This window comes from Peribacillus sp. P4_B1, assembly GCF_056402395.1.
Map to the genome: position 1 here is coordinate 100,837 of NZ_JBFUHM010000006.1, position 23,792 is coordinate 124,628.

Below are 23,792 nucleotides of genomic sequence, written 5' to 3' on the forward strand. Positions count from 1 at the left end.
CTAAATAATTTTATTTTCCTTGAATTTGCTTATTTGGTCTGGACTATATCCAATTTCAGCCAAAATGGAATCGGTATGCTCACCATACAACGGCGGATGCTTTCTCATCGTAACCGGCGTTTTCGAAAGGTTCAGGGGCGATCCCGTCACTCTAAGATTTTCGATTGTCGGATGTTCCATGTTCACCAACATGCCTCTTGCGATGATTTGTGGATCCTCGAACATCTCTGCGATATCATTAATCGGACCATTGGGTATCCCTGCATCATCAAACAGCCTTTTCCATTCTTTCTTTGTCTTTCCTCTCAACGAATCCTCTATAATCCGTATTAATTCTTCCTTGTTTTGCAAACGTTTTTCATTATGCTTAAACTGTTCCTGCTCTGCTAAATCAGGTCTGCCTAAAACGGTTGTGAATCTCCTGAACTGATCATCATTTCCTACAGCCACGACAAGCTCCCCATCCCTTGTCCGGAACGTCTGGTATGGAACGATATTGGGATGTTGGTTTCCCATTCGTTCAGGGGTCAAGCCACTGAATAAATAGTTGCTGGAAACATTCACCAATGAAGAAACCTGACAATCCATTAACGAAATATCAATTTCCTGTCCTTCCCCCTCTTTATCCCTATGATGTAAAGCGGATAGAATGCCAATGCCTGTATACAAGCCAGTCAATATGTCAGCTATGGCCACTCCGACCTTCACGGGGCTTCCATCTTTTTCTCCTGTGATGCTCATCAAACCACTCATTGCTTGAATGATATAATCATAGCCAGGCAAATCTTTATAAGGACCGGTTAAACCAAATCCCGTAATCGAGGCCATGATCAATTTAGGGTTAATTTCCTTTAAGTCTTCATAACCTAACCCCATTTTTTCCAATGTACCCGTCTTAAAATTTTGAATCACTATATCCCCTGAAGACACTAATTTTTGGAAAATCTCTTTCCCTTGTTCAGATTTTAAATTCAAGGTCATGCTTTGCTTATTTCGATTGGCACATAAATAGTAAGCGCTTTCTCCTTGGGCGAATGGCGGACCCCACCCTCTCGTTTCATCACCTGATTCATGATGCTCAATTTTAATTACATCCGCACCCAAATCACCGAGAATCATTGAACAGAACGGTCCCGCCAAAACACGGGAAACATCGATAATCCTGACTCCTTCCAAAGCTCCATTCATATCATCACCCCTTTCAAACTATCAGGATACACAAAAAAGAGCCAGTAAAACCAACAATGTCATACATTGATGTTTCACTGACCCTTATCCACGAACTGTCTTCCTGCAAAGGAAGATCAAGTGAACCAAGTCAATTTTTATGAATTCCAGATTTATGACAAGCCGGCCATGCAACAAGGTAACTTGTTGTCATCGGTTTGGTAAATTAAGTATAGTTTCATTTTTTGAATTTTGCAATAACTTTGTTGGGTGTTTTTATTACTTCCACTGAAATACTCTTTAGCATACTTCCCGTTTAATATAAAAATACTTCCAGGTCTCCCTCAAGCTAAAGTAATTGGAATTGCCTTTATTCGTGAGGCATGTGATGATTGGATATACATAACTGTCTATATTTAAAATGAGAATTTTCCATACAATCAATTATCGGTCGACAGACAAGGAAAGATTCAAAGGGAGATGGCAATATGGTCAATAAAAAAAAGGAAATAATCGAAGCGATCAAGAAATACCCAACCATTATCATTCACCGCCATGTTAATCCGGACCCCGATGCATTGGGATCACAAATCGGCTTACAACGGCTTTTGAAGCACTCCTACCCTGCCAAGGAAGTTTTTGTGGTTGGCGAAGAAGTGGATAGGCTTTTATTCATTGGTGGAATGGATGTCATTACCGATAAAAAATACAAAGGGGCATTAGTGATTGTTTGTGATACCGCCAACCTTTCACGGATAAGTGATTCCCGCTATGATCACGGGGACCTGCTGATCAAAATTGACCACCACCCCGAATATGAACAATTCGGTGACCTTTCTTGGGTCGACCCTTCTTATAGCTCTGCAAGTGAAATGCTTGTTGATTTATTTTTGCAATTTCCAGAAGGCTTTATCATGAATAAAGAAGCAGCTAAATCATTTTATGCAGGAATTCTAGGTGATACAGGGAATTTCATGAATGGGAATACCACTCCTAGGACATTAAAAATGGTTTCGTACTTAAGAACTTATAATTTTCAGCCAGAAAGAATCCATAACTGGCTTAATATAAAGTCGAAAAACTCTTCAAGACTTCAAAAAGACATTCTCATGAGCTTCAAGGTAACCGATAAAGGGGTAGCTTACTTCATTATTACGGAGGATTTGTTAAATATGTATGGAATAGATCGAATCGAAGCTTCGAATTTAGTAAATACTCTATCAAGTGTAAGGGGAACCAAAATCTGGGCTTTCTTCATCGAATATCCTTCTGAAATCCGTGTCAGGATTCGTTCACGGAGTATTCCCATCGCTTCTGTCGCACGTCAATTCAATGGGGGAGGACATTCACTGGCGTCAGGTGCTACCATCCATTCCTGGGAAGAGGTTGATCATGTTATTCAGGCATTGGATCGAGTCTGTCCATAATACAGGAGTTCATGACAGTGCCGTGTTTATATGTATAATCATCTTCTCAGGCCATTATAACGGATTAATCCGACCTAAACTAGATTTTTTCGACCTTTACCGGAATACAAAAACACGCCCAAGCCTGGATGGCTGAGGCGCTTTCTCATTACAATTTACTTGGACAATTTTTCAAGAGTTGATAGATCGATCATGCCTTTTATATCACTGCTAGGAATATAACCGGCTTCTTTGCTTATGTCAGCCATTTCCTGGATGACTTGCTCATTAACTTCAGTTGTCACTTCCAAGCGTGAAAATGCTGAAGCCACTTCTTCTTTACTTAATTCTTTTCCAGTCAGTTCCTTCAAATGCTTAATAACCAGTTTTTGGCTTTCTTCAGGGTTGTCCTGTATAAACTTCACCGCTTTTTCATGCGCTTTCAAATAGGAAGCAGCGAGCCCCTTTTTATCCAAGAACTTCTGGCTTGCAGCCACTACCGTATTAGGTGAATCTTTTCCCCATGCAAATTGATCCCAGTCAAGCACTAACTTTCCTTTTGCCTGGTTTTCCAATACATACCCCCATGGTTCCTGGGTAGCAGCTGCATCGACTGATTTTTGGACAAAGAGAGCGGTTGTGTCAGCAGGGGCTGCCGCATACAACTCAACTGTTCCCCCATTTGTAGTCGGTTTTAAGTCAACATCTTGAAGAGCTTTCCTAAGCATGACATCCTGTGTGCTCCCAATGACGGGAATCGCTACTTTTTTACCGTCCAAATCTTTTAAATCCGTTACCTTGCTGTTCTCGCTGGCCACTAGAACGGCACCGCCATTAACAGCGCCAGAGATCAGATGGTATTCAGGGTTTTTCACGTAAAAGTTAAGCAATGGACCAGGTCCAACCGTTCCGACATCAATAGCGTTTGTAGCCATTGCTTCCATGAATAATCCGCCATTGGCCACTGTTTTGGTTTCAATCTTAACATCTTTACCGAACTCTTCTTCAAAAAAGCCTTTTTCAAGTGCAATGATCGTTGCACTGTGAGTTAAATTAGGAAAATATCCAATTTTCACAGTTTGTTTACCAGAGCCTTTTTCCTCTTCTTTACTGGTGGATTGTGTGCATCCGCTTACTATTCCGATTAACAATACGGACATAATAAGGGCAAAAAATGATTTTTTCAGCATATTTCCCTCTCCTTTTACACTATAATCTTATTAATCTACCGTTGGTTTACTCCCCATTTCAGTTGAACATTACGCTCTAGGCGTGAGAAGACAACATTATCCACGATTGTTCCAATGATTGCGATAATGATCATTACGGAGATGACCAAATCCATTTGTCCAAGTGATCTGCCCATTTCCAGCAACTGTCCAAGACCGCCGCCACCGCCAAGTAATTCACCTGCCATCAATGCACGCCAAGAAAATGCCCATGCAATTCGCAGCCCGGATATAATTTGTGGAACAGATGCTGGTAAAATTACGGTACGCAGAAAATGAAAACCGGTTGATCCATATGTTTTGGCAACACGTTGATACAGCTGGGGCACATTCCGGAATCCACTTGTTGCATTAACTGTCATCGTCCAAGTTGCGCCGATCGTGACGATAAAGAGAATTGAAAAATCATTCAATCCAAACCAAATTATTGCCAAAGGGAACCAAACGATACTCGGGATGGATTGTAAAGCAGTCACTACGAATCCAAGCGTATCCTCAACCAGTTTAAAGCGCCAAATGAAATATCCTAAGATTAGACCTATTATAATGGCAATCGTGAAGCCGATTAGGATACGGCCAAGGCTTTTTCCGATGGCTTCGGTTATTTGTCCGCTTACTAGTCCATTAAACAGAGTTTCCAACACTTGAGTCAGGCTGGGAAACATGAAGTCCGGAAGACTGGAAAGTCTAGATGTGACTTCCCATATCCCCGCTATCATCGCGATGAATATGATTCGTCTTAAAGCTGTAATCATTCCCCATTTCCTCCTTCAGCACTTTTTCAATTTCCTCCTGCAAGATCGATAGAACCCTTTGTTCAGTATGCAAAGTTACACTATCCGGCATAACTCCATCTTTCATGGAAGGGACGGAAATCGTCTCTTTAATTTTCCCGGGACGGGTTGCAAAGACGATAATTTTTTCGGAAAGCTGAACAGCCTCACGAATATTATGGGTAACGAAAAAAATGGTCACTTTAGTTTTTCTCCAGATTTCGAGCAGCTCTTTATGCAAGACCATCCTCGTTTGCTCATCAAGAGCAGAAAATGGTTCATCCATCAACAGGATATCAGGTTCCATCACCAGCGCTCTTGCGATGGCTACCCTCTGTTTCATCCCCCCCGAGAGTTGATGTGGATAGGAGTCAACATATCTGCTGAGGTGAACCATTTTTAAAATGTCCAATGCTTTGGCTTTAGCCTCTTCTTTGGGAATCTTCTTTAACTTCAATCCGTATGTAACATTTTCAAGAACCGTCAACCAAGGAAATAACCCAGCCTCTTGAAACACTACAACCCGCTCCGGACCTGGCTTCATCACCTTTTTTCCAGCTACACGTATTTCACCTTTATCAGCCTTATCAAGGCCGGCAATTAGATAAAGGAGTGTCGATTTGCCACATCCTGAAGGTCCGACGATCGAAACGAAGCTTCCTTTCTCGACCTCTATATTAATCTCATCGAGCACCTTTATGCTTTCTTTCTTTTCATTCGAAAAACTTTTTTCAATGCCATCTATTGTTAAATACATAAAGTCACCCCACTTTTATATCGCACCGATTAACTAAACATTATTTCTTAATAATGATTAATCCAATGGTTTTTGTCAACAATAAAAATGCAAAAATTCTAATTTATCGGTATCTTTCTATTAAACTGTCAATGTATTGATAAATATTCCAATTTTACATAAAGGTTCATATAAACAAATTCCATTCAACAAATAAAAAACCTGAGCCCTTTTCAAGGGTTCAGGCTGATTTTTCAGTATCCAGTTTCATGCCTTCATTTCAGTTATGTTAACCGAGGTCACCGCTCCATTCAGTAACTTAAAAAATCCTGCTTCCATACAATTTATCCTTCATCTTTTGCGTCCTTTCATGCAGTGGCTTTTTCAATATGATGCCAAAGCTGAGCGTGATTATTAAATAGAGGAATAAGATGAATATATCCTTGCCAGCGACACTCCAGGTTATCCCTCCAACTGATTCACGAAGTAAACCAACGGCATAGGTAAACGGCAGGAAGGGGTTGATATGTTGGAAAAATGGCGGTGTTACTTGAATGGGGAAGGTGCCTCCCGAGCCTGATATTTGAAGCACCATCAGAACTACGCTTATTCCCTTCCCAACATTCCCCAGAACCGATACGAAGGTGTAGACCATTAAAGTAAATACTGTACTTATCAAGACGGAAAACATGACGTACTCGAATTTATCTACTGCATATACATCAATCAGAAAAAGGTTACCGATGGATACGGCTAATGCCTGCATCAATCCAATGATGAAGAATATAAGGTACCTGCCAATATAAATTTGATATGGACTGTAACCCTTTTGTGTGACGCTCACGCTAAGCATGGAAATCAATATTGTCCCACCCACCCAGAGGGAAAGTGCCGTGAAGAAGGGGGACATGGCAGATCCATAGTTCGGAATGGGAAATAAACTGTGTTTATTGAGCAATACTGGCTCCGAGAAAAAGTCACTTTCCTGTTCAATATCATTCTTTAGGAAATCAATCACTTCTTCCATATTATAAGATTTATCGATTTCTCTCATTTTAGAAGCCAGAGCCTTGATTTTTCCCTCGATCTCCGGAAATTTATCCTGTAACTTATCGATATCTCCCGTACGAGTTACTAACGTTCGATTCGTCTCATTCAACAATGTCTTCACTTCAGGAAGAGCTTGGCTTCCCTCCTCAAGCATACGCTGGGCATTCTGTAATATAGTATCCGTTTCAGCCCAAATTTCATTGAATTTTGGTCCTGTCTCCTTTGAAAAGGTATCCTGGAAGCTTCCCAAGACTTCATCATTATTTTCACCAAGATTTCTAAGTGAGTCGAAGGAATGGTCATTCAGTGCTTGAAGTTGATCCGAAGCATTATCCCGTAAACCATCCACTAGATTTATTTCTGGCTGAAGGCGGTTTTTTTCACTAAATTGATTGACGCTCACCAATAAGTTATACATACTGTCCAAAAGATATAACTCTTTATTTATCCTCGTTCTCCCTTGTTCAACTAGCTGATTCCCCTCATTACCGGACAAATCCTGATCCGCTAACCTATTTGCAAGCACTAAAATCGATTCATTATCACTCCTGATGCTCGCAATATCATTTTTCAAGAGTGGATGGATTTCGGCAAATGCCTGCTTGGTTGAGTCTACATAATTGGAAACACCTGACACCAATTTGTCTTTTTGTGATGTTAAACCTTCTATTGAATCTAGACCATCATTGACCATTTTAATGATTTCTTCTGCTCTTTTCACATGTGTTTGTACGATTTTCAGATTTTGTTCAAGCTCCGGAAGTTCTCCCTCTAATAAATACACCATATTCTTCATTTTCTGAATTGTCGGCAACTCATTTTGCAAGGTGATTCCCAGTTCATTAAAGATTGCAAGAATACTCCCGCTAGCTGATTTGATAAAGCTTTTGCTCACATTTCCCACAATGCTGTTGGCCCCCGCTGCCGTAATTTTAGGAGCAATGGAATTGATTTTTTCATTCACATAATAATCAATCTCCGCTTTAATAGGGTCATCGGTCATGATTGTCGCAATATGCTCCGAAAAATTCTCTGGAATGATGATGGATGCGTAATAATCCCCCTTTTCCACTTTTGCTAACGCCTCTTTTTGAGTTGTGAATCTCCAGCCCAAATCTTTGTTTCCCTTTAACCCCTCTATAACTTCCTTGCCTATATTTACGGCTTCGCCATTTAACTCCGCACCTTTATCATTATTTGAAACACCGACAAGGATTCCTTCCGTATTTGCATATGGGTCCCATGATGCAACAATATTAAACCACGCATAAATGGATGGGATGAACATAAGAAACACAACAACGATACAAATAAAGAAATTTTTATAAATGCATTTTAAATCGTCAATGAATATCTCCCGAATATTACTCAAAACATACCCCCGTGCAAAAAGTATTTTGATACTATTATTCGAAAAATGTTCTAAATCAATACTAAGTAAACATATCCATGGATTTTCGACACCAAATAAAAAGAAGCAAGTAACGATATGCTACTTGCTTCCTATTTCACCTATTTTGAATGCCTGATTTATAAGGAAGTACGTTTCATAATTATGTTGATTTTTGAAACACACAGTGATGATACTGATTCAGGAATGCATATTGAAACAGTGAACGATATAAAAAAATGTAAGGCCGAAAACTATAGGGTCCCTTTTATTGAAAAGGGACATGTAAACTGGTATACCTCATTTTTAATAGTTGATCAAATTAATTACAAAAAAATCCAATTAGTTTCCCTACCTATTTTTGACTTATGCCTTCGTTCAGGAAGAAAACCAATCCTTATTAAAGAATCGCTCCCTTTATGGAATATTTAAAATATGGCCACGACCCTAAAAAACTTAATTCTTCTTCAACTTTCGCACCCAAATTACAGAATAATGGGCTTGCTGTAAGAACATACTATGACAAACGAACTGTCGGGATTTTTAAAAGGGAGAAATAGTCATGCCAGGATCTGTTGAAATCATCTTTCGAACCTTTACAGCTTTTATTTTATTATGGGTATTTGTCCATCTGCTCGGTAAACAGACGATTGCCCAAAGGACCTATCACCTTTATATCGCTTCAATTACGATGGGGACAATTGCAGGCAATCTAGCATTCAATATTAAAATTAAATTCTTGTATTTTATCCTTGCAATGATTATTATGGGTGCCGTCGTTTTTATACTGAATCTTGTAGCGGTTCGAAATCCGCGCTTCGGAAAATGGATTGCTGGAGAACCTGTTGCCTTAATTCAGAAAGGACAGATTCTTGAGGAGTCCATGCAGCGAATGGGGTATTCACTGGATTCTCTTAAACAGGCTTTGCGGGGCAAGGATATCTTCCATTTTGATGAAGTGGAGTGTGCCATATTAGAGATAAATGGCTCCCTTTCTGTATTAAAAAAAACAAAATACCAAAATACCACCAAACAGGATTTGGCTATACGGTCCTCAGCTGGAACTATACCGATAGAGATGGTCTATGATGGGAAGATCCTATACGAAAACTTATCCAAACAAACCTACGATGACGAATGGTTAATGGCTGAACTTAGAAAAAGAAACCTTTCTGTTATTGACATCTCTTATGCTGTCGTAGGGACAAAAGGAAATTTGTCTATTGACTTGTTTAAGGATCAATCAAGGGAATGATCTTTAGCATTTCAGTAAGTATCATAATCAGTATTAAAAATAAATTCGGGTATGGAAAGAAAAAGTGGTTTTTCCAGAAGGAAAAACCACTTTTTCACCGTACTATGGATTTAACCCTTTTCAATCACGTTTATCAATTCTCTTAAATAATCCGGCAGATCAGGTGGACGTCTGCTTGACACAAGGTTTCCATCTACGACGACGGGCTCATCTATCCAAGTTGCCCCTGCGTTTTCCATATCATCTTTAATGCCAGGTGTACTCGTTACATTCTTCCCCTGTAAAATTTTCGCGGATATCAACACCCAACCAGCGTGACAAATTTGCCCAATGGTTTTTTTATTTTCTTCCATGCTTTGAAGGAGCGATAACACTTCAGGAAACCGGCGAATTTTGTCGGGTGCCCAACCGCCCGGTACAAGAATGGCATCATATTCTCTAGCATTGATACTGCCATACTCATAATCAGAAATGGCTGGTACACCATATTTTCCAATGTATGTTTCATTCGCCCTTTCACCAGCGAGGTGAACAATCGCCCCTTCTTCTTTTAAACGTAAAATCGGATACCAGAGCTCTAAATCTTCAAAATCATGGTGCACAAGACAGATTATTTTCTTTCCTGCTAATCTCATGAAAATCTCTCCTTCTTTCGTACTTTCCGCTTTACCATTCTTCCCTATTACTTCCCTTTTTCTACTGCCTGTACACTTAACATACAATTACCGATGCATCAACATCCGGCCTAAAAATCAACCTTTACCAAGTACAAACCAGCTGCCTCCGCCATACGACCCGTTTGGATTCTTTCTTTTGACTCTAAAATACTTGGTATATTTTCAGCATCTATTTCACCCAACCCAACTTCTATCAACGTCCCGACAATCTTTCTAACCATATTATAAAGAAATCCATCGCCTCGCACTGCAATTTCGATAAAACCGGCATTTTCTTCTATATCAATGGAATATATTTCACGCACCATGGACTTTTTCTTAGACTTTGCATTTGAAAAAGCAGTGAAATCATGTTCACCTATAAAATGTTGACATGCATTTTTCATTCTTGTGATATTCAGCTTTTCCTCTACATGCATACTGTACTTTCGCATGAAAGGATTTGTATATTGCTCGTTCCAGATCTTATACAAATAGGTTTTATCCTTAGCATTATAACGGGCATGAAAACGTTCAGGAACTAGCCTAACCTCGACAATGCTGATATCCCGTGGTAAATATCTATTCAAATAATTCATGATTTCAACTTCAGTCAGATTTTCACCGATCTTAAAATTGGCTATTTGGGCAAGGGCATGTACACCGGCATCCGTTCTGCTGCATCCGATGATTTCAATTTTTTCCCCTACCATTTCCGTTAATACATTTTCAATTTTCCCTTGAATCGTATCATCACTATTACCGAGTCGTTGCCAGCCTCTATAACGCCCGCCATCATATTGAATGGTCAATTTATAATTGTTCATTGCTTCCTCCTTATATTATTCCTGTATAGTCATCTAAACAGAAAATTCTTGATAAATTACAAGCCCACATACAACCCCTGCTTTATGAGAAAAGATGGTTTCTTCTTAGAAACACATCAAATTGTTAAGTTTTTATTTTTGTAATGTATTTTTGTACATCCAAAAATTATTCCTTAGAAGTTTCACTGCCCCCTGCCGTTCGAGTTAAATTAAAGAATTCTTACTTTTTTGGGAGAGGAGAGAAGGAAAAGATAGAAAAAGGATAGACATGAAAAAGATCCCCACGAAATTAGAGTTAGCATCGGGACCCTGTATGATTGGGTTACACTTTTAAAACTGATTTGACACACACTCCACATATGGAAAATGTATGTGTGATTCATGGGTTATTTCTTTTTATAAAGCTGTATCCCTTTCTATTCTCCTACTAAAGTGAGATGTCCCAAACGAAACCTGAAAATGGGAAGCTCTATGCCGTTCCATAGTAAATCCTAGCCAAAGTCAAATGTACTTCTGCATAGTCTACCAAAGAGGCTAACGTCATGCAACGAACGAGTCATTCAAAAGTTTTTGCGTCTTTATTCCTTAGAGATGACTACCTGAGTATAGTAATGCTTAACAACTTTCAAATTATATGTCCAGCATACTCGATACTGTAATAGAAATGCCCTTTGGAAAATCCATACTGCAATACAAGGAAAAGAAACTGATGTTAGCAGTAACATCTTAACATTTACAAATTCATTTTCTTCACAGTAAACCTAGCATAATTGAATGTTACTTAAGTGCTTTCTCTTCATGAAATTCTTGAATTCGAAATTTAAAAGCAAAAAAACCACCTCACATATTTTAGCGTGAAGTGGTTTTTAGGCATTCTATGGTGTTTACCTTGAACCCATCATACAGTCGTTGATTTAAAATAAAAAACGGCAAGAACATTGCTTAGCAATGCTTTCGCCGTTCGGATGACCTGTGAGGGATTCGAACCCACGACCCCTTCCCTGTCAAGGAAGTGCTCTCCCACTGAGCTAACAAGTCGTATGTAATAACTGATTAGTAAAATACTTAAGCACATAATTTATTATATGTTTTTTTGTTAAAAAGTCAACGCATTATATTAAAAAAGTTTTATTTTCATCTTATTTTTTATTGCCTATCCGCAAAACAAGAACTGGCGTTCCCTTTTCACTTGCATAAGAAACGTACGTTCGCATATAATGATTGCAAGTAAGTCAGCAAAGGAGTGACAAGGAATGAAATATATACTTCGAAAACATATGGAAGAAAACGCTCCATTAGAGATAATTTATCTCTCCGAACAAGGAAAGATTACGCAGCGGAAAATCCAGGTGCTTGAAATTTATCCAGGCAATTTTCACGCATTCTGTTTTCTAAGGCAGACAAAACGGACATTTAAAATGGACAATATCCTTTCTGCCCGCCTCATTAAGGCCAGGTTTGATAGGTCGGGATGAAAATTGGTCGACAAGATTCAACCGATCAACTCTTCTTCTTCCTGAATGTCCTTTTCCTGTTCAGTTAACGATTCTTCTTCATCTCTCAGACGATGAGCTAACCTTGAGGCGGCACTCGCGGCAATACTTGCAACGATATCATCCAGGAAGGTATGCACGATTCCTTCTTGCTTCTTATCGAGTTCGTGAATGACGCCTATTTTATTTTTATCCAAATGGCCAAAGGTCGTTACAGCAATGCTTCCGTAACCGAGTACTGCACCAAAGGCAATCGTTTCATCCACTCCGAATAACCCTTCATCAGATTCAACAATCGATTGCAGGGGCTCTGATAGCTTTTTTTGCTCTGCCAGTCTATCCAGCTCCACACCGACTAAAATGGCATGTTGAATTTCCCTTTTTAACAGGACACGCTCGACGCTGTGGATGCATTCCTCCAGCTTAAGATCAGCTTTATACGGGAACTGCAATTCAAAAACGATTTTTGCAATTGCCTCCACACTTACACCACGCTCTATTAATGTTCGTTTAGCCGCCTTTGTTACTTCCCTGCTGTGTACTTGTACATCTGCCATTTTATTCGCCACCTCTTTTATTGTATTATTTTCCTATATGCTAGTATTATAGCACCTTATAATTTAAATTTTTAGAAAATATAATGAAAATATTCTATTCTAAATTCTTCTCACAGGAAAAAATCGCTAGGCTATGCTAAAATAGTCAAGTAAGTTGTTTTTCATTATTAATTATCATCGAGGTGCGGGAAAATGAGTTTACGCAAAGGCACAATTAAAGAGTACATGTTTAAAAGCGAAGCTTTAGCAGAAGAGTTGGAACTACTTGTTTACTTGCCTGCTAATTTTTCGCCACTGTATAAATATTCGCTTGTGATTGCTCAGGATGGCCGTGATTATTTTCAAATGGGCCGAATTGGTCGCGTAGCCGATGAACTATTAGGGAACGAAGAGATCGAGAATATCATCGTTGTCGGCATTCCCTATAAAGACCGCTTTGACCGCAGGAGCAAATATCATCCGGACGGGGAACAGCACATTGCATACATACGTTTTCTTGCCCATGAACTTGTCCCGTTTTTAGATGATGAATTTCCGACCTATCAAATGGGACATGGTCGAGCTTTGATAGGTGACTCTCTTGGTGGTACAGTTTCTTTATTGGCCGCACTAAAGTATCCCCATACATTCGGGAAATGCATCATGCAGTCGCCACTTGCCAATGAAGCAGTAATGGATGCTGTACGTAATTTTGAGGATCCGCATCTCCTCGAACTTTACCATGTGATCGGGACTGGGGAAACTGATGTTCCGACGACTGATGGCAACAGGTCAAACTTCATAGAACCCAACAGGGAATTGCATAAATTATTAAACCAAAAAGGATTTCCATGCTTCTATGAAGAATTTGAAGGTAATCATACCTGGAAATATTGGCAGGCAGATTTAAAAAGAGCACTATTGGAAATGTTCTAACTTACTCGTAATCATCTCTTTTGAGATGGTTTCAAGAAAAACATGTCCAACTATAATACAACAATAAAAAAATATCAGGAGGTTTTATTTATGAAATATGGTGTTGCAATTTTCCCTTCAAAAAAACTTCAAGATTTAGCTAACTCCTATCGAAAAAGGTATGATACGAAATATGCTTTCATTCCACCGCATTTAACGCTTAAACCAACATTCGAAGCGACGGATATGGAAATTTCGACGATCGCGGAACAATTAAAAGGCATTGCTCAAAAGTGCAGTCCTTTTACGATGAACGTAACGAAAGCGAAGTCCTTCCAACCCGTAAGCAATACTATTTATTTCAAAGTGGAATTATCCGAAGGGCTTCAAGAGCTGCATGATGCACTTAATAATGAGGAATTCATGAAAAGTGAAAATGAACATGCATTCGTCCCGCATATTACCATCGCTCAAGATTTATCCGATAATGAGCATTCTGATGTTTTAGGCCAATTAAGCATGCTTGACGTTAGCCATGAAGAAGAGGTGAAACGAGTTCACTTGCTGTATCAGCTTGAAGATGGGGCATGGACCGTTTATGAAACATTTAGATTAGGAGCTGAATGATTTCGTGTTTGTAAAAATTGCAGAGAACAGCCAAGAGCTTGAAAATGCTTATATGATTCGAAAAAAAGTATTCGTCCAAGAACAAAAAGTCCCTCTTGAAGAAGAGATCGATGAATATGAAGAAGAGTCTGCACATTTCGTTTTATATGATGATCAGGATCAGCCAATAGGTGCCGGGCGCTTCAGGGTCATCGACAACATTGGTAAAGTCCAGCGCATTTGTGTACTATCATCGGGCCGAAAGAATGGTGCCGGTGCCATGATCATGAACGCTATTGAGGAATACGCAAGCGAACGGGAAGTACCTCAATTAAAGCTTGATGCCCAGGTGCACGCGATTCCTTTTTATTCAAAGTTAGGATATGAGATCGTTTCCGACGAATTCATGGATGCTGGCATTCCTCATAAAACGATGACGAAGACCATTTTATGATATAAAAACGCTGTCCTTTCAGTTTTCTGATTGGACAGCGTTTTTTTGTTTGTTCATGATCTTAAATTATCGTTTTATAAAAAAACCATTTCTGTTCAATGGCAATCTCCGCAAAAATACATAGACTATATATAGAAAGCAAGAAGGAGGGAAAATTTTATGGGCAACAATGAATTTAACCTGGAGGAGTCTCAAAAAAGATTAATGGAACTGCTGGTTTCGAGGACTATGAGAAAACATGGTTTCAAAAAGGAAAAAGTCGATCTAACTGAAAAAGAAAGAAATAACCTTAGAGAAACCATTCGCTATTTACAAGAGCAATCGCAAAAAATCATAAACCAAGACAAGAACATCACGGAAAAAGATGTTAATCCAATTACAAATTCCATTCACAACAAATTCACGGATTCCAAAGATAAATGATTCACCATTTCACCTAATCAAACCCTACTTGCTGGGGAGAAATAAGTAACAGAGAACATAGCAGCACTTACATTTCATTCCTGAAGCTCCAGCTTCTTTTATCATTCATCCCCCCACACACTAATACTTTCACTAAGTATTAAAAAATAGACGAATTAACTGATTTATTCGTCCAACCCGATTAACCATCAAAGCATATTTTAATAGGGAATAAAACCTAAGGAGGAAAAAACAACATGAACCAAAATGTATATCGTAGCAACTGTAACACTCATGAAGACTCTGAAAGATCATGGTCAGCCCTAGATTCCGCTTCACACCACCCCCTGACAGGATTCTGCAATAACGAAGACGACTCGATCGAACAAGAGGCAAGACAAGACAATTCTCAGGTTCAACTTTCCGAAGAACTAATTTACATTAAAGATTCCTGTAATGTAAATATCACTTCAACAGATGTTAAAGCGGCTCTTTCTCTACAATCCGCTCTACAAGCAGCTATTGCGATCATCGTAAGCATTTCCGTTGCAGATAATGATAATGCTGATAGGATTACCCAAGAATTAATCCAATCTTCTAATGTTAAACAAATCACGCGCCAAAAAACAATTGTTGAAAACAGCCGTGATATCGACGTTGTAACAACTGATGCACAAATCGCTCTTAACATTCAACTTTTACTACAATTATTGTTAGCTCTAATCGTGGAAATTGACGTTCTCTAAGAGATCAACACAAAAAGGACACTTCACGTGTCCTCTTTTGTTTTTCTTTGCAAAACTAGACACTTTCGTTGAAATACCACCCTTTTGCTGTCATTTCAGCCGTAAATTCTTCACTAACCCACATGTCCATTTGATTTTTATTAGCACCTGCTCCATTCGTCCTTTCCCGATTATGATATTGAACTTGATTGAATCCTTCAAAGCTTCCCATTTCCTCTTCCAACACTTGATCAAAGCGGATCGGTTGAATGGGTTTCGTTCCTTTGACAATTCTTACTTTCTCTTCAGGTCCGACCGTCCGGTTGGCATATTGAATAAAATCAAATTGTGTAACAGGTGCTATGTATCCCATAGGAATCCCACCTTTATTTACATAGTTATGTTGTCATTTAAATACCCGTCTGGAATGAGATTTAAACACTATTTCCGCATTCTTTTTTCCTAATCTTCTGGTATGATGAGTATTGCCGATATTTTTAATAGATTAGAGGTATCCATTTATATGAATCAAGCAAAATCTGGCAATGAAATCGTACATTTACATACCGTTTCAGCTGGTGAGCTGCAGACACTTTTTGAAAAAGGAAAACGTGATCAGCTTTCTTGTATCATTTGTCATAAACCAGTGAAATTATTTATTGGAATCCATGAGACACCCTATTTTTATCATAGTGACCCATCGCAGGCTCACTGCGAAATGCCAAATTCAGAACCGATAAATGAGGACAGACCATTAGAATATATGGAACAGAATGGATTTAGGATTCCTACATCTCGAACCATTACAGAAACAAAAACCATTACGGAACCCTTCCTTAAGAGCCGGACCATAACTGGCAATCCGAAGTATTCAGATAAACCTTCTGCCCTGGAACAATCAGAGGAACCATACTTTCAGGAACTATCCTCATCCGGGGTTGTTCTAGATGCAGATCAACTCAAAGCGGTAATGACCATCGATGGACCAATTCTCGTCCTATCAGGAGCCGGCAGTGGGAAAACCCGGGTATTAACGGTACGTACTGCCTATATGCTCACAGTGAAGAAGATTGATCCAAAAAGTATCATGCTTGTAACATTCACGGCAAAATCTGCAAAGGAAATGCAGCAGCGTCTGCTCGGCTATCCCTATATGACGCCTTCCCTTGTTTCTCAAATAGTTAGCGGGACCTTTCATAGCATCTTTTATAAAATCCTGATTTTTCACGAACCATCCAAATGGCAGCGCGATTTCCTATTGAAGTGGGAATGGGAAAAAGAAAAGATATTGAAACAGGCTGGCAGGGAATTGGAACTTGATGATAAGGAATTTGCATATGATCAAGCTCTTCAACAAATTGGGCTTTGGAAAAATTCCTTGGCCTTTCCAGAAGATATTAAACCGACTGACGAGTGGGAGAAATCCTGTTTATTTTTATATAAGAAATATGAAGAATATAAACAGCAAACAGGAAAATATGATTTTGATGATATGCTTGTAGGCTGTTATGTATTTTTAAAAAACCACCCGGATTTTTTGAAGAAATATCAGCAAAGATTTAACTATTTTTTGGTTGATGAGTTTCAGGATATCAATAAAGTCCAATATGAATTGATAAAACTCCTCTCTGCTGAATCAAAAAATGTATGTGCGGTTGGGGATGATGATCAATCCATTTATTCTTTCCGCGGAAGCGATCCGAAGTATATTCTGAATTTCAATCATGATTTCCCTAGATCCCAAGTGGTAAAGCTGACCGAGAATTATCGCTCTTCTCATGAAATTGTCGCTACAGCGAACCGCTTGATCAAGCGCAACCAGAACCGGATGGAAAAAAAGATGACAGCACAGCATGATTCTGGTAATCCCCCTGTATTATTTTATCCTTATGATGAGGAATTGGAAGCAACGATGATCGTATCCGACATCCAAGAAAAAATATCCAAGGGAGCAAACCCTGGGGACTTTGCAGTTTTGTATAGGACACACACGATGTCCAGGGCCATTTTTGAACGGCTAGCCGCTTCAAACCTGCCATTTGTCATTGAAAAGGATGCAGATTCGTTTTATCAGCGCAGGGTCATTCGCGGCATGCTTGCCTTTATGCGCCTGAGTTTGTTTCCCCATGATAGCAAGGCAGCATCTGATGTCCTTTCCTCCTTATTTTTAAAGCAAAGTATATTACAGGAGTTAAAAGCAATGACAATACTGCAGGATTGTGATTTTATCGATGCATTTGCTTTTGTTAAGACAGGACATGCTTTTCAAGAACGAAAATTAAAAACGATTCCGGGACAGATTCGGTCTTTAAAAATTATGTCGCCACTCGTAGCGTTAGAGATCATCGAGAAAGATTTAGGATACCAGGAATATGTAAAAAAACGCGGTAATGATGCGAACCTAGAAAAAGGATCCGATGACATCCGCGACCTAAAGGTGGCGGCAAATCGTTTTCCAACCGTCGCCGCTTTCATTGAACATGTCGATCATATGACTGCGATGGTCCAAGAGATTAAACAGCTATCGAAACACTTTAAGGATGCCATACAGCTTACCACCATACATCGTTCCAAAGGGCTTGAATATCAAACCGTATATGTCCTTGCTGCTGTCGATGGCAGCATTCCTCATGATTTCGCACTTGAATCATACCGAAAAGGGGAGCTGGCCCCTCTTGAAGAAGAAAGACGTTTGCTCTATGTTGCAGCAACCCGGGCTAAAAAGGATCTTTACCTTTCCATTCTGCAAACTAGACGGGGACGGACCGCTTATCCATCACGTTTCTTGAAGCTTTGACCAAAAGTGAATAATATCTCTCTTTGAAATACGAAATGGGAAAGGCCTGTACTTTAGCAGGCCTCAGACTGTAGACAAACTCGATGAAAATCGAGTTTGTCTACAGTTTTTTTTTGAGGGTTTTAAAAATTCGAACGTTGATTAGAACGTAGGGCACTCGCTTTCCGCGGGCGGTCGGGGAGCCTCCTCGGCTTTCGCCTTTGGTGTCTCCCCTAGACGCGCTTTTCCCGCAGGAGTCTCGAACACCCGCTCCAATCAACTTTGTCTTGCCTTTTAGATGGAACACTTTTGCCTGGAGTCATTTTTGTTTTAAAATAAAAGTATTAAAACTTGAGGTGATGAGGATGCTTTCTAAACATGATTCTATTCAGCGAGATCAACTTGAAATGATTACTTTAGATCAACTGGTGCCACCGAACCATTTGGTTTGTAAAATGGAGGCTGCCATTGACTTCACTTTCATTTATGACTTGATGAAAGATATGTATTCAGAGGTAGGACGCCCAAGTATTGATCCAGTTATTTTAGTTAAACTGACTTTCATTCAATATACCTTCGGTATTCGTTCCATGCGTAAAACGATTGAAGAAGTTGAAACTAATATGGCTTAGGAATTTCAAAAGGGGTTCGGAATGTTAATTCCTAACCCCTTTTGTCGACAAACTGAGGCCTGCACTTTAAGGCCTTTTTTTCACTTTTTATTTATCATATTGGAAATGGTCCCGAAATCCAGTTTATTCCCTTCAGATACAATGGAATGGACGATCTTATCTTCCGTTTCCTTATTGACCGGCTTATTTGCTATTTTTGAAACGCGCTTGATGACGCTTCTAACTGTTGTTTCATCTTTGAAATTGGCTCCCTGTAGAGAGTTTGCCAACTCTAATACATCTTTCATATTTACGCCCGTTTTACCTTCTATGTTTTTAAAAAAGTTATTATCCATACCTAAGCCCCTCCCTTTTCTGTACCTATCCTATGTATTAACAGAAAAATGGTGCTAGGCCCTCACAAATAAAAATAAATGGAATAGGCTTCTTCTGCCTATTCCATTTACGTTAGCAGCAGAAAGAAGCCCCTACAATGATTAATAGGATAAACAAGACAACGATTATCGCGAAACTAGAACCGCCGTAACCATAGCCTCCGCCATAACCGCCTCCATAGCCATAACAGCTGTTGCCACAACCGTAGCCACCGAAACCAAACATACTAAATCACCTCGCTTTCGCTAAAGCTTACTGATAACATATGTAGGTCTGGACAAATATGTATAGGCCATGTCCTAGTCCAGGCTGCCTATTTCCGTTATTTTAACCTTTTGGTCTGAAAACTAACGCCCCGATAAATCCAAAGATGATAGCTGCAGAGATACCGGAACTCGTAATTTCAAACATACCTGTCAGTACGCCAACGAGACCGTGTTTTTCCGATTCCATCATTGCCCCGTTCACGAGCGAATTCCCAAACGAAACGATTGGTATGGTTGCTCCAGCACCGGCAAAGTCAACAAGCGGTTCGTATAATTCAAACCCGCCAAGAACAGCTCCTATTACAACGAACAGGCTTAACGTATGTGCTGGTGTCAGCTTGCCAACATCGAAAAGAAGCTGGCCGACTACACATATCAAGCCACCGATGACAAAGGCCCAAAAAAACATTGCTAACATCCAAATCTCTCCTTTTTCATGATTTCATCCCATATTCAATGGCTACCGCATGGGCAATGCACGGAATGGAATCTTTTTGCTGGACGGATAGCGGTGACAATAATGCTCCTGTTGCAACAAGCAGGATTCTTTTATATTTACCAGAAATCATTTCATTTAGTATATGGCCATATAAAACCACAGCCGAACATCCCGCACCACTCCCGCCTGCCAAAGCAGGCTGATCCTTTTTAAAAATCATCAATCCGCAATCTTTGAATTTTTCCTGATTGATATCGCAGCCCTTTTGTTTTAATAAGTCAATGGCTGTCCCTCTGCCTATTTTCCCCAAATCACCAGTAATGATGTAATCATAATCATCCGGGGTCAGACCAGTATCTTTGAAATGGGCAAGAATTGTATCGATAGCGGCCGGGGCCATCGCTCCCCCCATATTGAAGGGATCTTTCAATCCCATGTCAATGACCTTTCCGATGGTGGCCGAGACGATATGGGGAAATTCCCCTTGAATGCTTCCATTAGGAGCTACCAGTGCCACCCCTGCTCCTGTTATCGTCCATTGAGCTGTCGGAGGTTTTTGCCCTCCATATTCAGTTGGATAGCGAAATTGCTTTTCAACAGCTGCATTATGGCTCGAGGCGCCTGTCAACACATAGTTAGCCCCGCCATAATTGGTAATGAAGGCAGCTAGAGCGAGACCTTCCATTGAGGTGGAACAGGCACCAAACAAGCCGAAGTATGGAATGCCGTTGGTTCTGGCTGCAAAACTTGTGGGTGTAACCTGATTGATTAAATCACCCGCCAAGAAAAATTGTACCTGCTCCTTGTCAATCTTACCTTTCTCCAGTGCAAGCTCAACCGCTTTCTCCATCAAATGGCGGTGAGCCTTCTCATAAGAATCCTGTTCCATCCACAAATCATCGTATAGGATATCAAAATCACCGGCGATTTCTCCATTTGCCTCGAAGGGCCCACCTGTTACTCCAGTTTCCAAGATGACCGGTTTATTGGTGAACATCCATGTTTGTTTTCCCTTTAACATCGCTTAGCCCCCTATCATTTGATAAATCGTTTTTATCAACGCCACGACAAAGGCTGAAAATACTCCAAATAAAATAACCGATCCAGCCAATTTAAACATATTGGCTCCAACACCAAGGACAAATCCTTCAGTCCGATGTTCGATAGCCGCCGAAATGACTGCGTTACCGAACCCTGTAACAGGAACGGCACTTCCTGCCCCACCGAACTGTCCAATGCGGTCGTAAAACCCGAAGCCGGTCATTAGAAGAGCCAGAAATACCATGGTAGCAGTTGTTGGACTACCTGCTGTCTGTTCCGTAAAGTTAAAAAAGTAAATATAGAAGTAAGAAATGGCTTGTCCCACTATGCAGAAAATGCCACCTACTAAAAAGGCTTTCAAACAATTCTTCACTATCGGCCTTTTAATTTCATGCTTCCCTTGGAGCTCTTTATATGCATCCTGTTGTGGGGTAGTTTTCTCCTTGCCGCTCATAGTGCTGAACCTCCCTTTCTAAATTAATTCTTTTTGAAGTCCTTCAATCTCCTTGAACTTCCTTTTCGCCTTTTTCTCGGGAACATCTTTTTCCTTGAGTAACTCGTTCAATCTTACAGATTCCAAAAAGATTTTATAATCGCTCGAAACGATAAAACTATATTTGGGAAACTGCTTTTCAAGATTTCCAGTCACAGTTTTTTCAATTTTCTTCATATGAAAACGTTTTAAGTGCTTAACCTTATATGCGACGATAATCTTTTTGCCATTTTTCACGACGATCACATCATAGATGGCGTCTTCGTTAGCAACGGTTTCCTTGACCTTTGAGATCAGTCCCTTTTCATCCTTTTCATCCATCCCATTAATGATGTCCATCGGTTCAGGATTCGTACGTTTAATCAATGCTAAATTCTCTGTTTTTCTGTCACCCTGACTGCTGCAGGCAGTAAGCAAACACAAAACAAACATAACAAACAGCCATTTGCCCTTAAAATATCTTCCTTGTCTGAACATAGAATCACATCCTAATTTATCGTCCTATTATTATTTTCTTGTTTCACTGGTTTTTATGAATGGTAGGATTAGGAAATAAAAAAAACCTCTCCGAATTGGAAAGGTTTTTTTTTTTTACTTAATATCCTTTGTTTTTATTGTTACAGCCACAGTCCTTCTTGATTTTGACCGGCTGATCTTTTTTCATCGGTTTGGCATAAGCCCACGGACTCTGTTTCTTATTCAATTCATGACTCCTCCTTAATGTCTATAACTTACTATATGAGCGAAGAGACAAGTTGTTTCCAATCAAATGTCCATAATTCTGCTGATTATGACCTCAATTATCGCGCCCACTGCCGCTACTGCAAGGGTTAGAATCAGTACGTAGCCTATAAACCAATGTTGTATATAAAGGAGTACCAGTAAAAGGCTGACCCATACACCAACACACCAAAAACAGCTAAGCAGTTGCCCACCCCAGCCAAGCAGGCCCTTTTCTTTGGGCATTAAAAATATTTCCACATCTCCTTCTTCATCTTTTTCCTCTATCTCTTTAAAAAAGGGGCGGCGTATCGGTTCCATGATTTTATCGAATACGATCAAGCGTGTCAGCCTGAAAGAAGCCAAGCCTATTATTAGAAATAAGGTGAACTCATTTTCCGGGAGAATCATTCAATATTGCTCCTTCTTCTTGGATTCTCCAATTATTTTGGCATCAATAATATCCGGTAGACCTACGAAACGAATATGGTTCCCTCTTTTAATCTTCACTGATTCCCCCTTCATTCCCAACACCTGAAACTGAAGCGTTTCTCCGTTAATAACAGCCTCACATAATGGCTTTGGAAAACCTTGATGATTGGATAGTCGGGAAATGATGTCCCCGGAAGATTCCCTTTTCTCCACTTTCTTTCTTTTTTTCTTAACTGGCTTTTCGGTTTCCTGTTCTGATTGTTCAGGATTTTCCATGTGTTCAACTGGAGTTTGTTCTGGGACATATTGTTCGGTAATTTTCCTTATACCCGTAATCTCTGTTTCAATTTCCTTCATGACATCATAAACACCAAATTCGCGTTTGATCTTTTCGATTTTTTCTTCTTTATGCCCGTCTTCCTGAAGAACCGGCTCAACGTTTTCTTGCGGTGTTTCTTTTTTTGTTCGAAAATCACTTTGCATATTCCCTCGCAGATCGGAGATTTTTGCCTGATCTACATATAACAATGGTTTGGATTCCTTATCGCCATTATTCTCTGACATGAAAATCCTCCTTAATATTTCAGAATATCCACAGACTGCAGCTGTTTCATATGGTATTGAACAACCTTTTTCCCGAATTTATGCCTTATGAACAGACTGGATTCTTTCTTATGTTCCAATTTTCCAAACAGTGTGCGGTCATTGATGATGAATTTACAAACAGGCTTAGGTGCAAAGGCAGGGAGTCGGGACAATAGCTCCACCAATTCCTCGGCAGTATATGAAGTGCTGAATTTTTTTTCATCCAAATTCAAATTCGTATGTCTCTTCAGCATATTGTGTATGTTTTGTTTTCCAACAGCACAAGGCAGGTCAACTTTCTTCACGTCCATGATGCCCCTCCTTCTTTTTCACGAATAGGGTTGAAAGCAGGTTTATACTGATTCTCACAAACAGTTTAATATCTACTCTATGTATCATTTATATGAAATTCA

The 23,792-nt window shown here is 39.7% G+C and carries 27 protein-coding genes, 1 tRNA gene and 1 pseudogene; 10 read left to right on the forward strand and 19 right to left on the reverse strand.

Going from position 1 to position 23,792, the window contains the following annotated elements:
* A complete protein-coding gene (locus AC1DVK_RS05205; RefSeq protein ID WP_477625989.1) occupies positions 1–1,188 on the reverse strand; it encodes a CaiB/BaiF CoA transferase family protein in 1,188 nt (395 codons plus the stop codon).
* Positions 1,189–1,655: 467 nt separating this feature from the next.
* On the opposite strand from AC1DVK_RS05205, the gene AC1DVK_RS05210 reads away from it, so the two are divergent.
* Positions 1,656–2,594 (forward strand): DHH family phosphoesterase, encoded by a 939-nt coding sequence (locus AC1DVK_RS05210; RefSeq protein ID WP_477625990.1) that lies wholly within the window; start codon positions 1,656–1,658, stop codon positions 2,592–2,594.
* A gap of 155 nt (positions 2,595–2,749) precedes the next feature.
* On the opposite strand, the gene AC1DVK_RS05215 is transcribed toward AC1DVK_RS05210, so the two are convergent.
* From AC1DVK_RS05215 to AC1DVK_RS05230, 4 genes are all read right to left on the reverse strand, one after another.
* The gene (locus AC1DVK_RS05215; RefSeq protein ID WP_477625991.1) at positions 2,750–3,763 is read right to left on the reverse strand and encodes an aliphatic sulfonate ABC transporter substrate-binding protein; all 1,014 of its coding nucleotides are present in this window, start codon (positions 3,761–3,763) and stop codon (positions 2,750–2,752) included.
* Positions 3,764–3,798: 35 nt separating this feature from the next.
* Positions 3,799–4,557, reverse strand: coding sequence for an ABC transporter permease (locus AC1DVK_RS05220; RefSeq protein WP_061462138.1), 759 nt, complete (start codon positions 4,555–4,557; stop codon positions 3,799–3,801).
* Positions 4,490–5,332 carry an ABC transporter ATP-binding protein gene (locus tag AC1DVK_RS05225; RefSeq protein WP_061462137.1) on the reverse strand — a complete coding sequence of 281 codons (843 nt, stop codon included), beginning with the start codon at positions 5,330–5,332 and terminating at the stop codon, positions 4,490–4,492. Before AC1DVK_RS05225 ends, AC1DVK_RS05220 begins: the two co-directional genes overlap by 68 nt.
* Before the next feature lie 298 nt (positions 5,333–5,630).
* Positions 5,631–7,733, reverse strand: coding sequence for a YhgE/Pip family protein (locus AC1DVK_RS05230; protein ID WP_477625992.1), 2,103 nt, complete (start codon positions 7,731–7,733; stop codon positions 5,631–5,633).
* A gap of 580 nt (positions 7,734–8,313) precedes the next feature.
* Here AC1DVK_RS05230 and AC1DVK_RS05235 point away from each other — a divergent pair.
* Positions 8,314–9,006 carry a YetF domain-containing protein gene (locus tag AC1DVK_RS05235; RefSeq protein WP_477625993.1) on the forward strand — a complete coding sequence of 231 codons (693 nt, stop codon included), beginning with the start codon at positions 8,314–8,316 and terminating at the stop codon, positions 9,004–9,006.
* Positions 9,007–9,116: 110 nt separating this feature from the next.
* Here the strand turns inward: AC1DVK_RS05235 and AC1DVK_RS05240 are convergent, their stop codons facing one another.
* The 3 genes from AC1DVK_RS05240 to AC1DVK_RS05250 all read right to left on the reverse strand — a co-directional run bounded on the left by AC1DVK_RS05240 (position 9,117) and on the right by AC1DVK_RS05250 (position 11,527).
* Entirely contained in the window at positions 9,117–9,641 is a 525-nt protein-coding gene (locus AC1DVK_RS05240; protein WP_477625994.1) for a type 1 glutamine amidotransferase domain-containing protein, read from the reverse strand.
* Between the two features lie 110 nt (positions 9,642–9,751).
* Entirely contained in the window at positions 9,752–10,489 is a 738-nt protein-coding gene (gene truA, locus AC1DVK_RS05245; RefSeq protein ID WP_089364811.1) for a tRNA pseudouridine(38-40) synthase TruA, read from the reverse strand.
* A 966-nt stretch (positions 10,490–11,455) separates the two neighbouring features.
* Positions 11,456–11,527 (reverse strand) — tRNA-Val (locus AC1DVK_RS05250).
* Positions 11,528–11,742: 215 nt separating this feature from the next.
* On the opposite strand from AC1DVK_RS05250, the gene AC1DVK_RS05255 reads away from it, so the two are divergent.
* A complete protein-coding gene (locus AC1DVK_RS05255; RefSeq protein WP_061462133.1) occupies positions 11,743–11,964 on the forward strand; it encodes a hypothetical protein in 222 nt (73 codons plus the stop codon).
* A gap of 17 nt (positions 11,965–11,981) precedes the next feature.
* Here AC1DVK_RS05255 and AC1DVK_RS05260 read toward each other — a convergent pair whose 3' ends face one another.
* Positions 11,982–12,539, reverse strand: a complete 558-nt coding sequence (locus AC1DVK_RS05260; protein WP_061462132.1) for a phosphatidylglycerophosphatase A family protein — start codon at positions 12,537–12,539, stop codon at positions 11,982–11,984.
* A gap of 192 nt (positions 12,540–12,731) precedes the next feature.
* On the opposite strand from AC1DVK_RS05260, the gene AC1DVK_RS05265 reads away from it, so the two are divergent.
* From AC1DVK_RS05265 to AC1DVK_RS05285, 5 genes are all read left to right on the forward strand, one after another.
* Positions 12,732–13,454: an alpha/beta hydrolase gene (locus AC1DVK_RS05265; protein WP_477625995.1), complete on the forward strand. Its 723-nt coding sequence runs from the start codon at positions 12,732–12,734 to the stop codon at positions 13,452–13,454.
* 90 nt (positions 13,455–13,544) lie between these two features.
* Entirely contained in the window at positions 13,545–14,060 is a 516-nt protein-coding gene (locus tag AC1DVK_RS05270) for a YjcG family protein (protein WP_089364809.1), read from the forward strand.
* A gap of 4 nt (positions 14,061–14,064) precedes the next feature.
* Positions 14,065–14,493 (forward strand): GNAT family N-acetyltransferase, encoded by a 429-nt coding sequence (locus AC1DVK_RS05275; RefSeq protein WP_061462129.1) that lies wholly within the window; start codon positions 14,065–14,067, stop codon positions 14,491–14,493.
* 159 nt (positions 14,494–14,652) lie between these two features.
* Entirely contained in the window at positions 14,653–14,916 is a 264-nt protein-coding gene (locus AC1DVK_RS05280) for a hypothetical protein (protein ID WP_061462128.1), read from the forward strand.
* Between the two features lie 236 nt (positions 14,917–15,152).
* The gene (locus AC1DVK_RS05285; protein WP_061462127.1) at positions 15,153–15,641 is read left to right on the forward strand and encodes a spore coat protein; all 489 of its coding nucleotides are present in this window, start codon (positions 15,153–15,155) and stop codon (positions 15,639–15,641) included.
* 55 nt (positions 15,642–15,696) lie between these two features.
* Here AC1DVK_RS05285 and AC1DVK_RS05290 read toward each other — a convergent pair whose 3' ends face one another.
* A complete protein-coding gene (locus tag AC1DVK_RS05290) occupies positions 15,697–15,993 on the reverse strand; it encodes a hypothetical protein (protein ID WP_477625996.1) in 297 nt (98 codons plus the stop codon).
* Between the two features lie 150 nt (positions 15,994–16,143).
* Between AC1DVK_RS05290 and AC1DVK_RS05295 the strand changes: the two genes are divergently transcribed.
* Together AC1DVK_RS05295 and AC1DVK_RS05300 are read left to right on the forward strand one after the other, a co-directional pair.
* Positions 16,144–18,417: an ATP-dependent helicase gene (locus AC1DVK_RS05295; protein WP_089364807.1), complete on the forward strand. Its 2,274-nt coding sequence runs from the start codon at positions 16,144–16,146 to the stop codon at positions 18,415–18,417.
* A 344-nt stretch (positions 18,418–18,761) separates the two neighbouring features.
* Positions 18,762–19,025: pseudogene (locus tag AC1DVK_RS05300) on the forward strand (transposase); the annotation flags it as partial.
* 83 nt (positions 19,026–19,108) lie between these two features.
* Here AC1DVK_RS05300 and spoVIF read toward each other — a convergent pair.
* From spoVIF to AC1DVK_RS05345, 9 genes are all read right to left on the reverse strand, one after another.
* Positions 19,109–19,363: a sporulation-specific transcription regulator SpoVIF gene (gene spoVIF, locus AC1DVK_RS05305; protein WP_061462124.1), complete on the reverse strand. Its 255-nt coding sequence runs from the start codon at positions 19,361–19,363 to the stop codon at positions 19,109–19,111.
* Positions 19,364–19,475: 112 nt separating this feature from the next.
* Complete coding sequence (locus AC1DVK_RS05310) at positions 19,476–19,628, reverse strand: YjcZ family sporulation protein (protein ID WP_410860758.1); 153 nt, start codon at positions 19,626–19,628, stop codon at positions 19,476–19,478.
* Between the two features lie 102 nt (positions 19,629–19,730).
* A complete protein-coding gene (gene spoVAE / locus AC1DVK_RS05315) occupies positions 19,731–20,087 on the reverse strand; it encodes a stage V sporulation protein AE (RefSeq protein WP_061462123.1) in 357 nt (118 codons plus the stop codon).
* Positions 20,088–20,103: 16 nt separating this feature from the next.
* A complete protein-coding gene (spoVAD, locus tag AC1DVK_RS05320) occupies positions 20,104–21,129 on the reverse strand; it encodes a stage V sporulation protein AD (protein WP_477625997.1) in 1,026 nt (341 codons plus the stop codon).
* A gap of 3 nt (positions 21,130–21,132) precedes the next feature.
* Positions 21,133–21,603: a stage V sporulation protein AC gene (gene spoVAC, locus AC1DVK_RS05325; RefSeq protein WP_061462121.1), complete on the reverse strand. Its 471-nt coding sequence runs from the start codon at positions 21,601–21,603 to the stop codon at positions 21,133–21,135.
* Positions 21,604–21,621: 18 nt separating this feature from the next.
* On the reverse strand, positions 21,622–22,119 hold the full coding sequence (locus AC1DVK_RS05330; protein WP_477625998.1) for a sporulation protein: 498 nt from the start codon (positions 22,117–22,119) through the stop codon (positions 21,622–21,624).
* A 288-nt stretch (positions 22,120–22,407) separates the two neighbouring features.
* Positions 22,408–22,773 (reverse strand): DUF1360 domain-containing protein, encoded by a 366-nt coding sequence (locus tag AC1DVK_RS05335; RefSeq protein ID WP_089365066.1) that lies wholly within the window; start codon positions 22,771–22,773, stop codon positions 22,408–22,410.
* On the reverse strand, positions 22,774–23,358 hold the full coding sequence (locus AC1DVK_RS05340; protein ID WP_317778558.1) for a hypothetical protein: 585 nt from the start codon (positions 23,356–23,358) through the stop codon (positions 22,774–22,776).
* Between the two features lie 11 nt (positions 23,359–23,369).
* Entirely contained in the window at positions 23,370–23,690 is a 321-nt protein-coding gene (locus AC1DVK_RS05345) for a hypothetical protein (RefSeq protein WP_061462117.1), read from the reverse strand.
* Between the last annotated feature and the right edge of the window lie 102 nt (positions 23,691–23,792).

Bases quoted from the DNA above. Each gene is read 5' to 3' on its own strand.
- AC1DVK_RS05330 (WP_477625998.1), bottom strand. From the start codon at position 22,119: ATGTTCAGACAAGGAAGATATTTTAAGGGCAAATGGCTGTTTGTTATG.
- truA (WP_089364811.1), bottom strand. From the start codon at position 10,489: ATGAACAATTATAAATTGACCATTCAATATGATGGCGGGCGTTATAGA.
- spoVAC (WP_061462121.1), bottom strand. From the start codon at position 21,603: ATGAGCGGCAAGGAGAAAACTACCCCACAACAGGATGCATATAAAGAG.
- AC1DVK_RS05280 (WP_061462128.1), top strand. From the start codon at position 14,653: ATGGGCAACAATGAATTTAACCTGGAGGAGTCTCAAAAAAGATTAATG.
- spoVAD (WP_477625997.1), bottom strand. From the start codon at position 21,129: ATGTTAAAGGGAAAACAAACATGGATGTTCACCAATAAACCGGTCATC.
- AC1DVK_RS05345 (WP_061462117.1), bottom strand. From the start codon at position 23,690: ATGGACGTGAAGAAAGTTGACCTGCCTTGTGCTGTTGGAAAACAAAAC.
- AC1DVK_RS05285 (WP_061462127.1), top strand. From the start codon at position 15,153: ATGAACCAAAATGTATATCGTAGCAACTGTAACACTCATGAAGACTCT.
- AC1DVK_RS05255 (WP_061462133.1), top strand. From the start codon at position 11,743: ATGAAATATATACTTCGAAAACATATGGAAGAAAACGCTCCATTAGAG.
- AC1DVK_RS05335 (WP_089365066.1), bottom strand. From the start codon at position 22,773: ATGATTCTCCCGGAAAATGAGTTCACCTTATTTCTAATAATAGGCTTG.
- AC1DVK_RS05240 (WP_477625994.1), bottom strand. From the start codon at position 9,641: ATGAGATTAGCAGGAAAGAAAATAATCTGTCTTGTGCACCATGATTTT.
- AC1DVK_RS05290 (WP_477625996.1), bottom strand. From the start codon at position 15,993: ATGGGATACATAGCACCTGTTACACAATTTGATTTTATTCAATATGCC.
- AC1DVK_RS05260 (WP_061462132.1), bottom strand. From the start codon at position 12,539: ATGGCAGATGTACAAGTACACAGCAGGGAAGTAACAAAGGCGGCTAAA.
- AC1DVK_RS05235 (WP_477625993.1), top strand. From the start codon at position 8,314: ATGCCAGGATCTGTTGAAATCATCTTTCGAACCTTTACAGCTTTTATT.
- AC1DVK_RS05225 (WP_061462137.1), bottom strand. From the start codon at position 5,332: ATGTATTTAACAATAGATGGCATTGAAAAAAGTTTTTCGAATGAAAAG.
- AC1DVK_RS05215 (WP_477625991.1), bottom strand. From the start codon at position 3,763: ATGCTGAAAAAATCATTTTTTGCCCTTATTATGTCCGTATTGTTAATC.
- AC1DVK_RS05265 (WP_477625995.1), top strand. From the start codon at position 12,732: ATGAGTTTACGCAAAGGCACAATTAAAGAGTACATGTTTAAAAGCGAA.
- AC1DVK_RS05220 (WP_061462138.1), bottom strand. From the start codon at position 4,557: ATGATTACAGCTTTAAGACGAATCATATTCATCGCGATGATAGCGGGG.
- AC1DVK_RS05295 (WP_089364807.1), top strand. From the start codon at position 16,144: ATGAATCAAGCAAAATCTGGCAATGAAATCGTACATTTACATACCGTT.
- AC1DVK_RS05205 (WP_477625989.1), bottom strand. From the start codon at position 1,188: ATGAATGGAGCTTTGGAAGGAGTCAGGATTATCGATGTTTCCCGTGTT.
- spoVIF (WP_061462124.1), bottom strand. From the start codon at position 19,363: ATGGATAATAACTTTTTTAAAAACATAGAAGGTAAAACGGGCGTAAAT.
- spoVAE (WP_061462123.1), bottom strand. From the start codon at position 20,087: ATGTTAGCAATGTTTTTTTGGGCCTTTGTCATCGGTGGCTTGATATGT.
- AC1DVK_RS05210 (WP_477625990.1), top strand. From the start codon at position 1,656: ATGGTCAATAAAAAAAAGGAAATAATCGAAGCGATCAAGAAATACCCA.
- AC1DVK_RS05310 (WP_410860758.1), bottom strand. From the start codon at position 19,628: ATGTTTGGTTTCGGTGGCTACGGTTGTGGCAACAGCTGTTATGGCTAT.
- AC1DVK_RS05270 (WP_089364809.1), top strand. From the start codon at position 13,545: ATGAAATATGGTGTTGCAATTTTCCCTTCAAAAAAACTTCAAGATTTA.
- AC1DVK_RS05340 (WP_317778558.1), bottom strand. From the start codon at position 23,358: ATGTCAGAGAATAATGGCGATAAGGAATCCAAACCATTGTTATATGTA.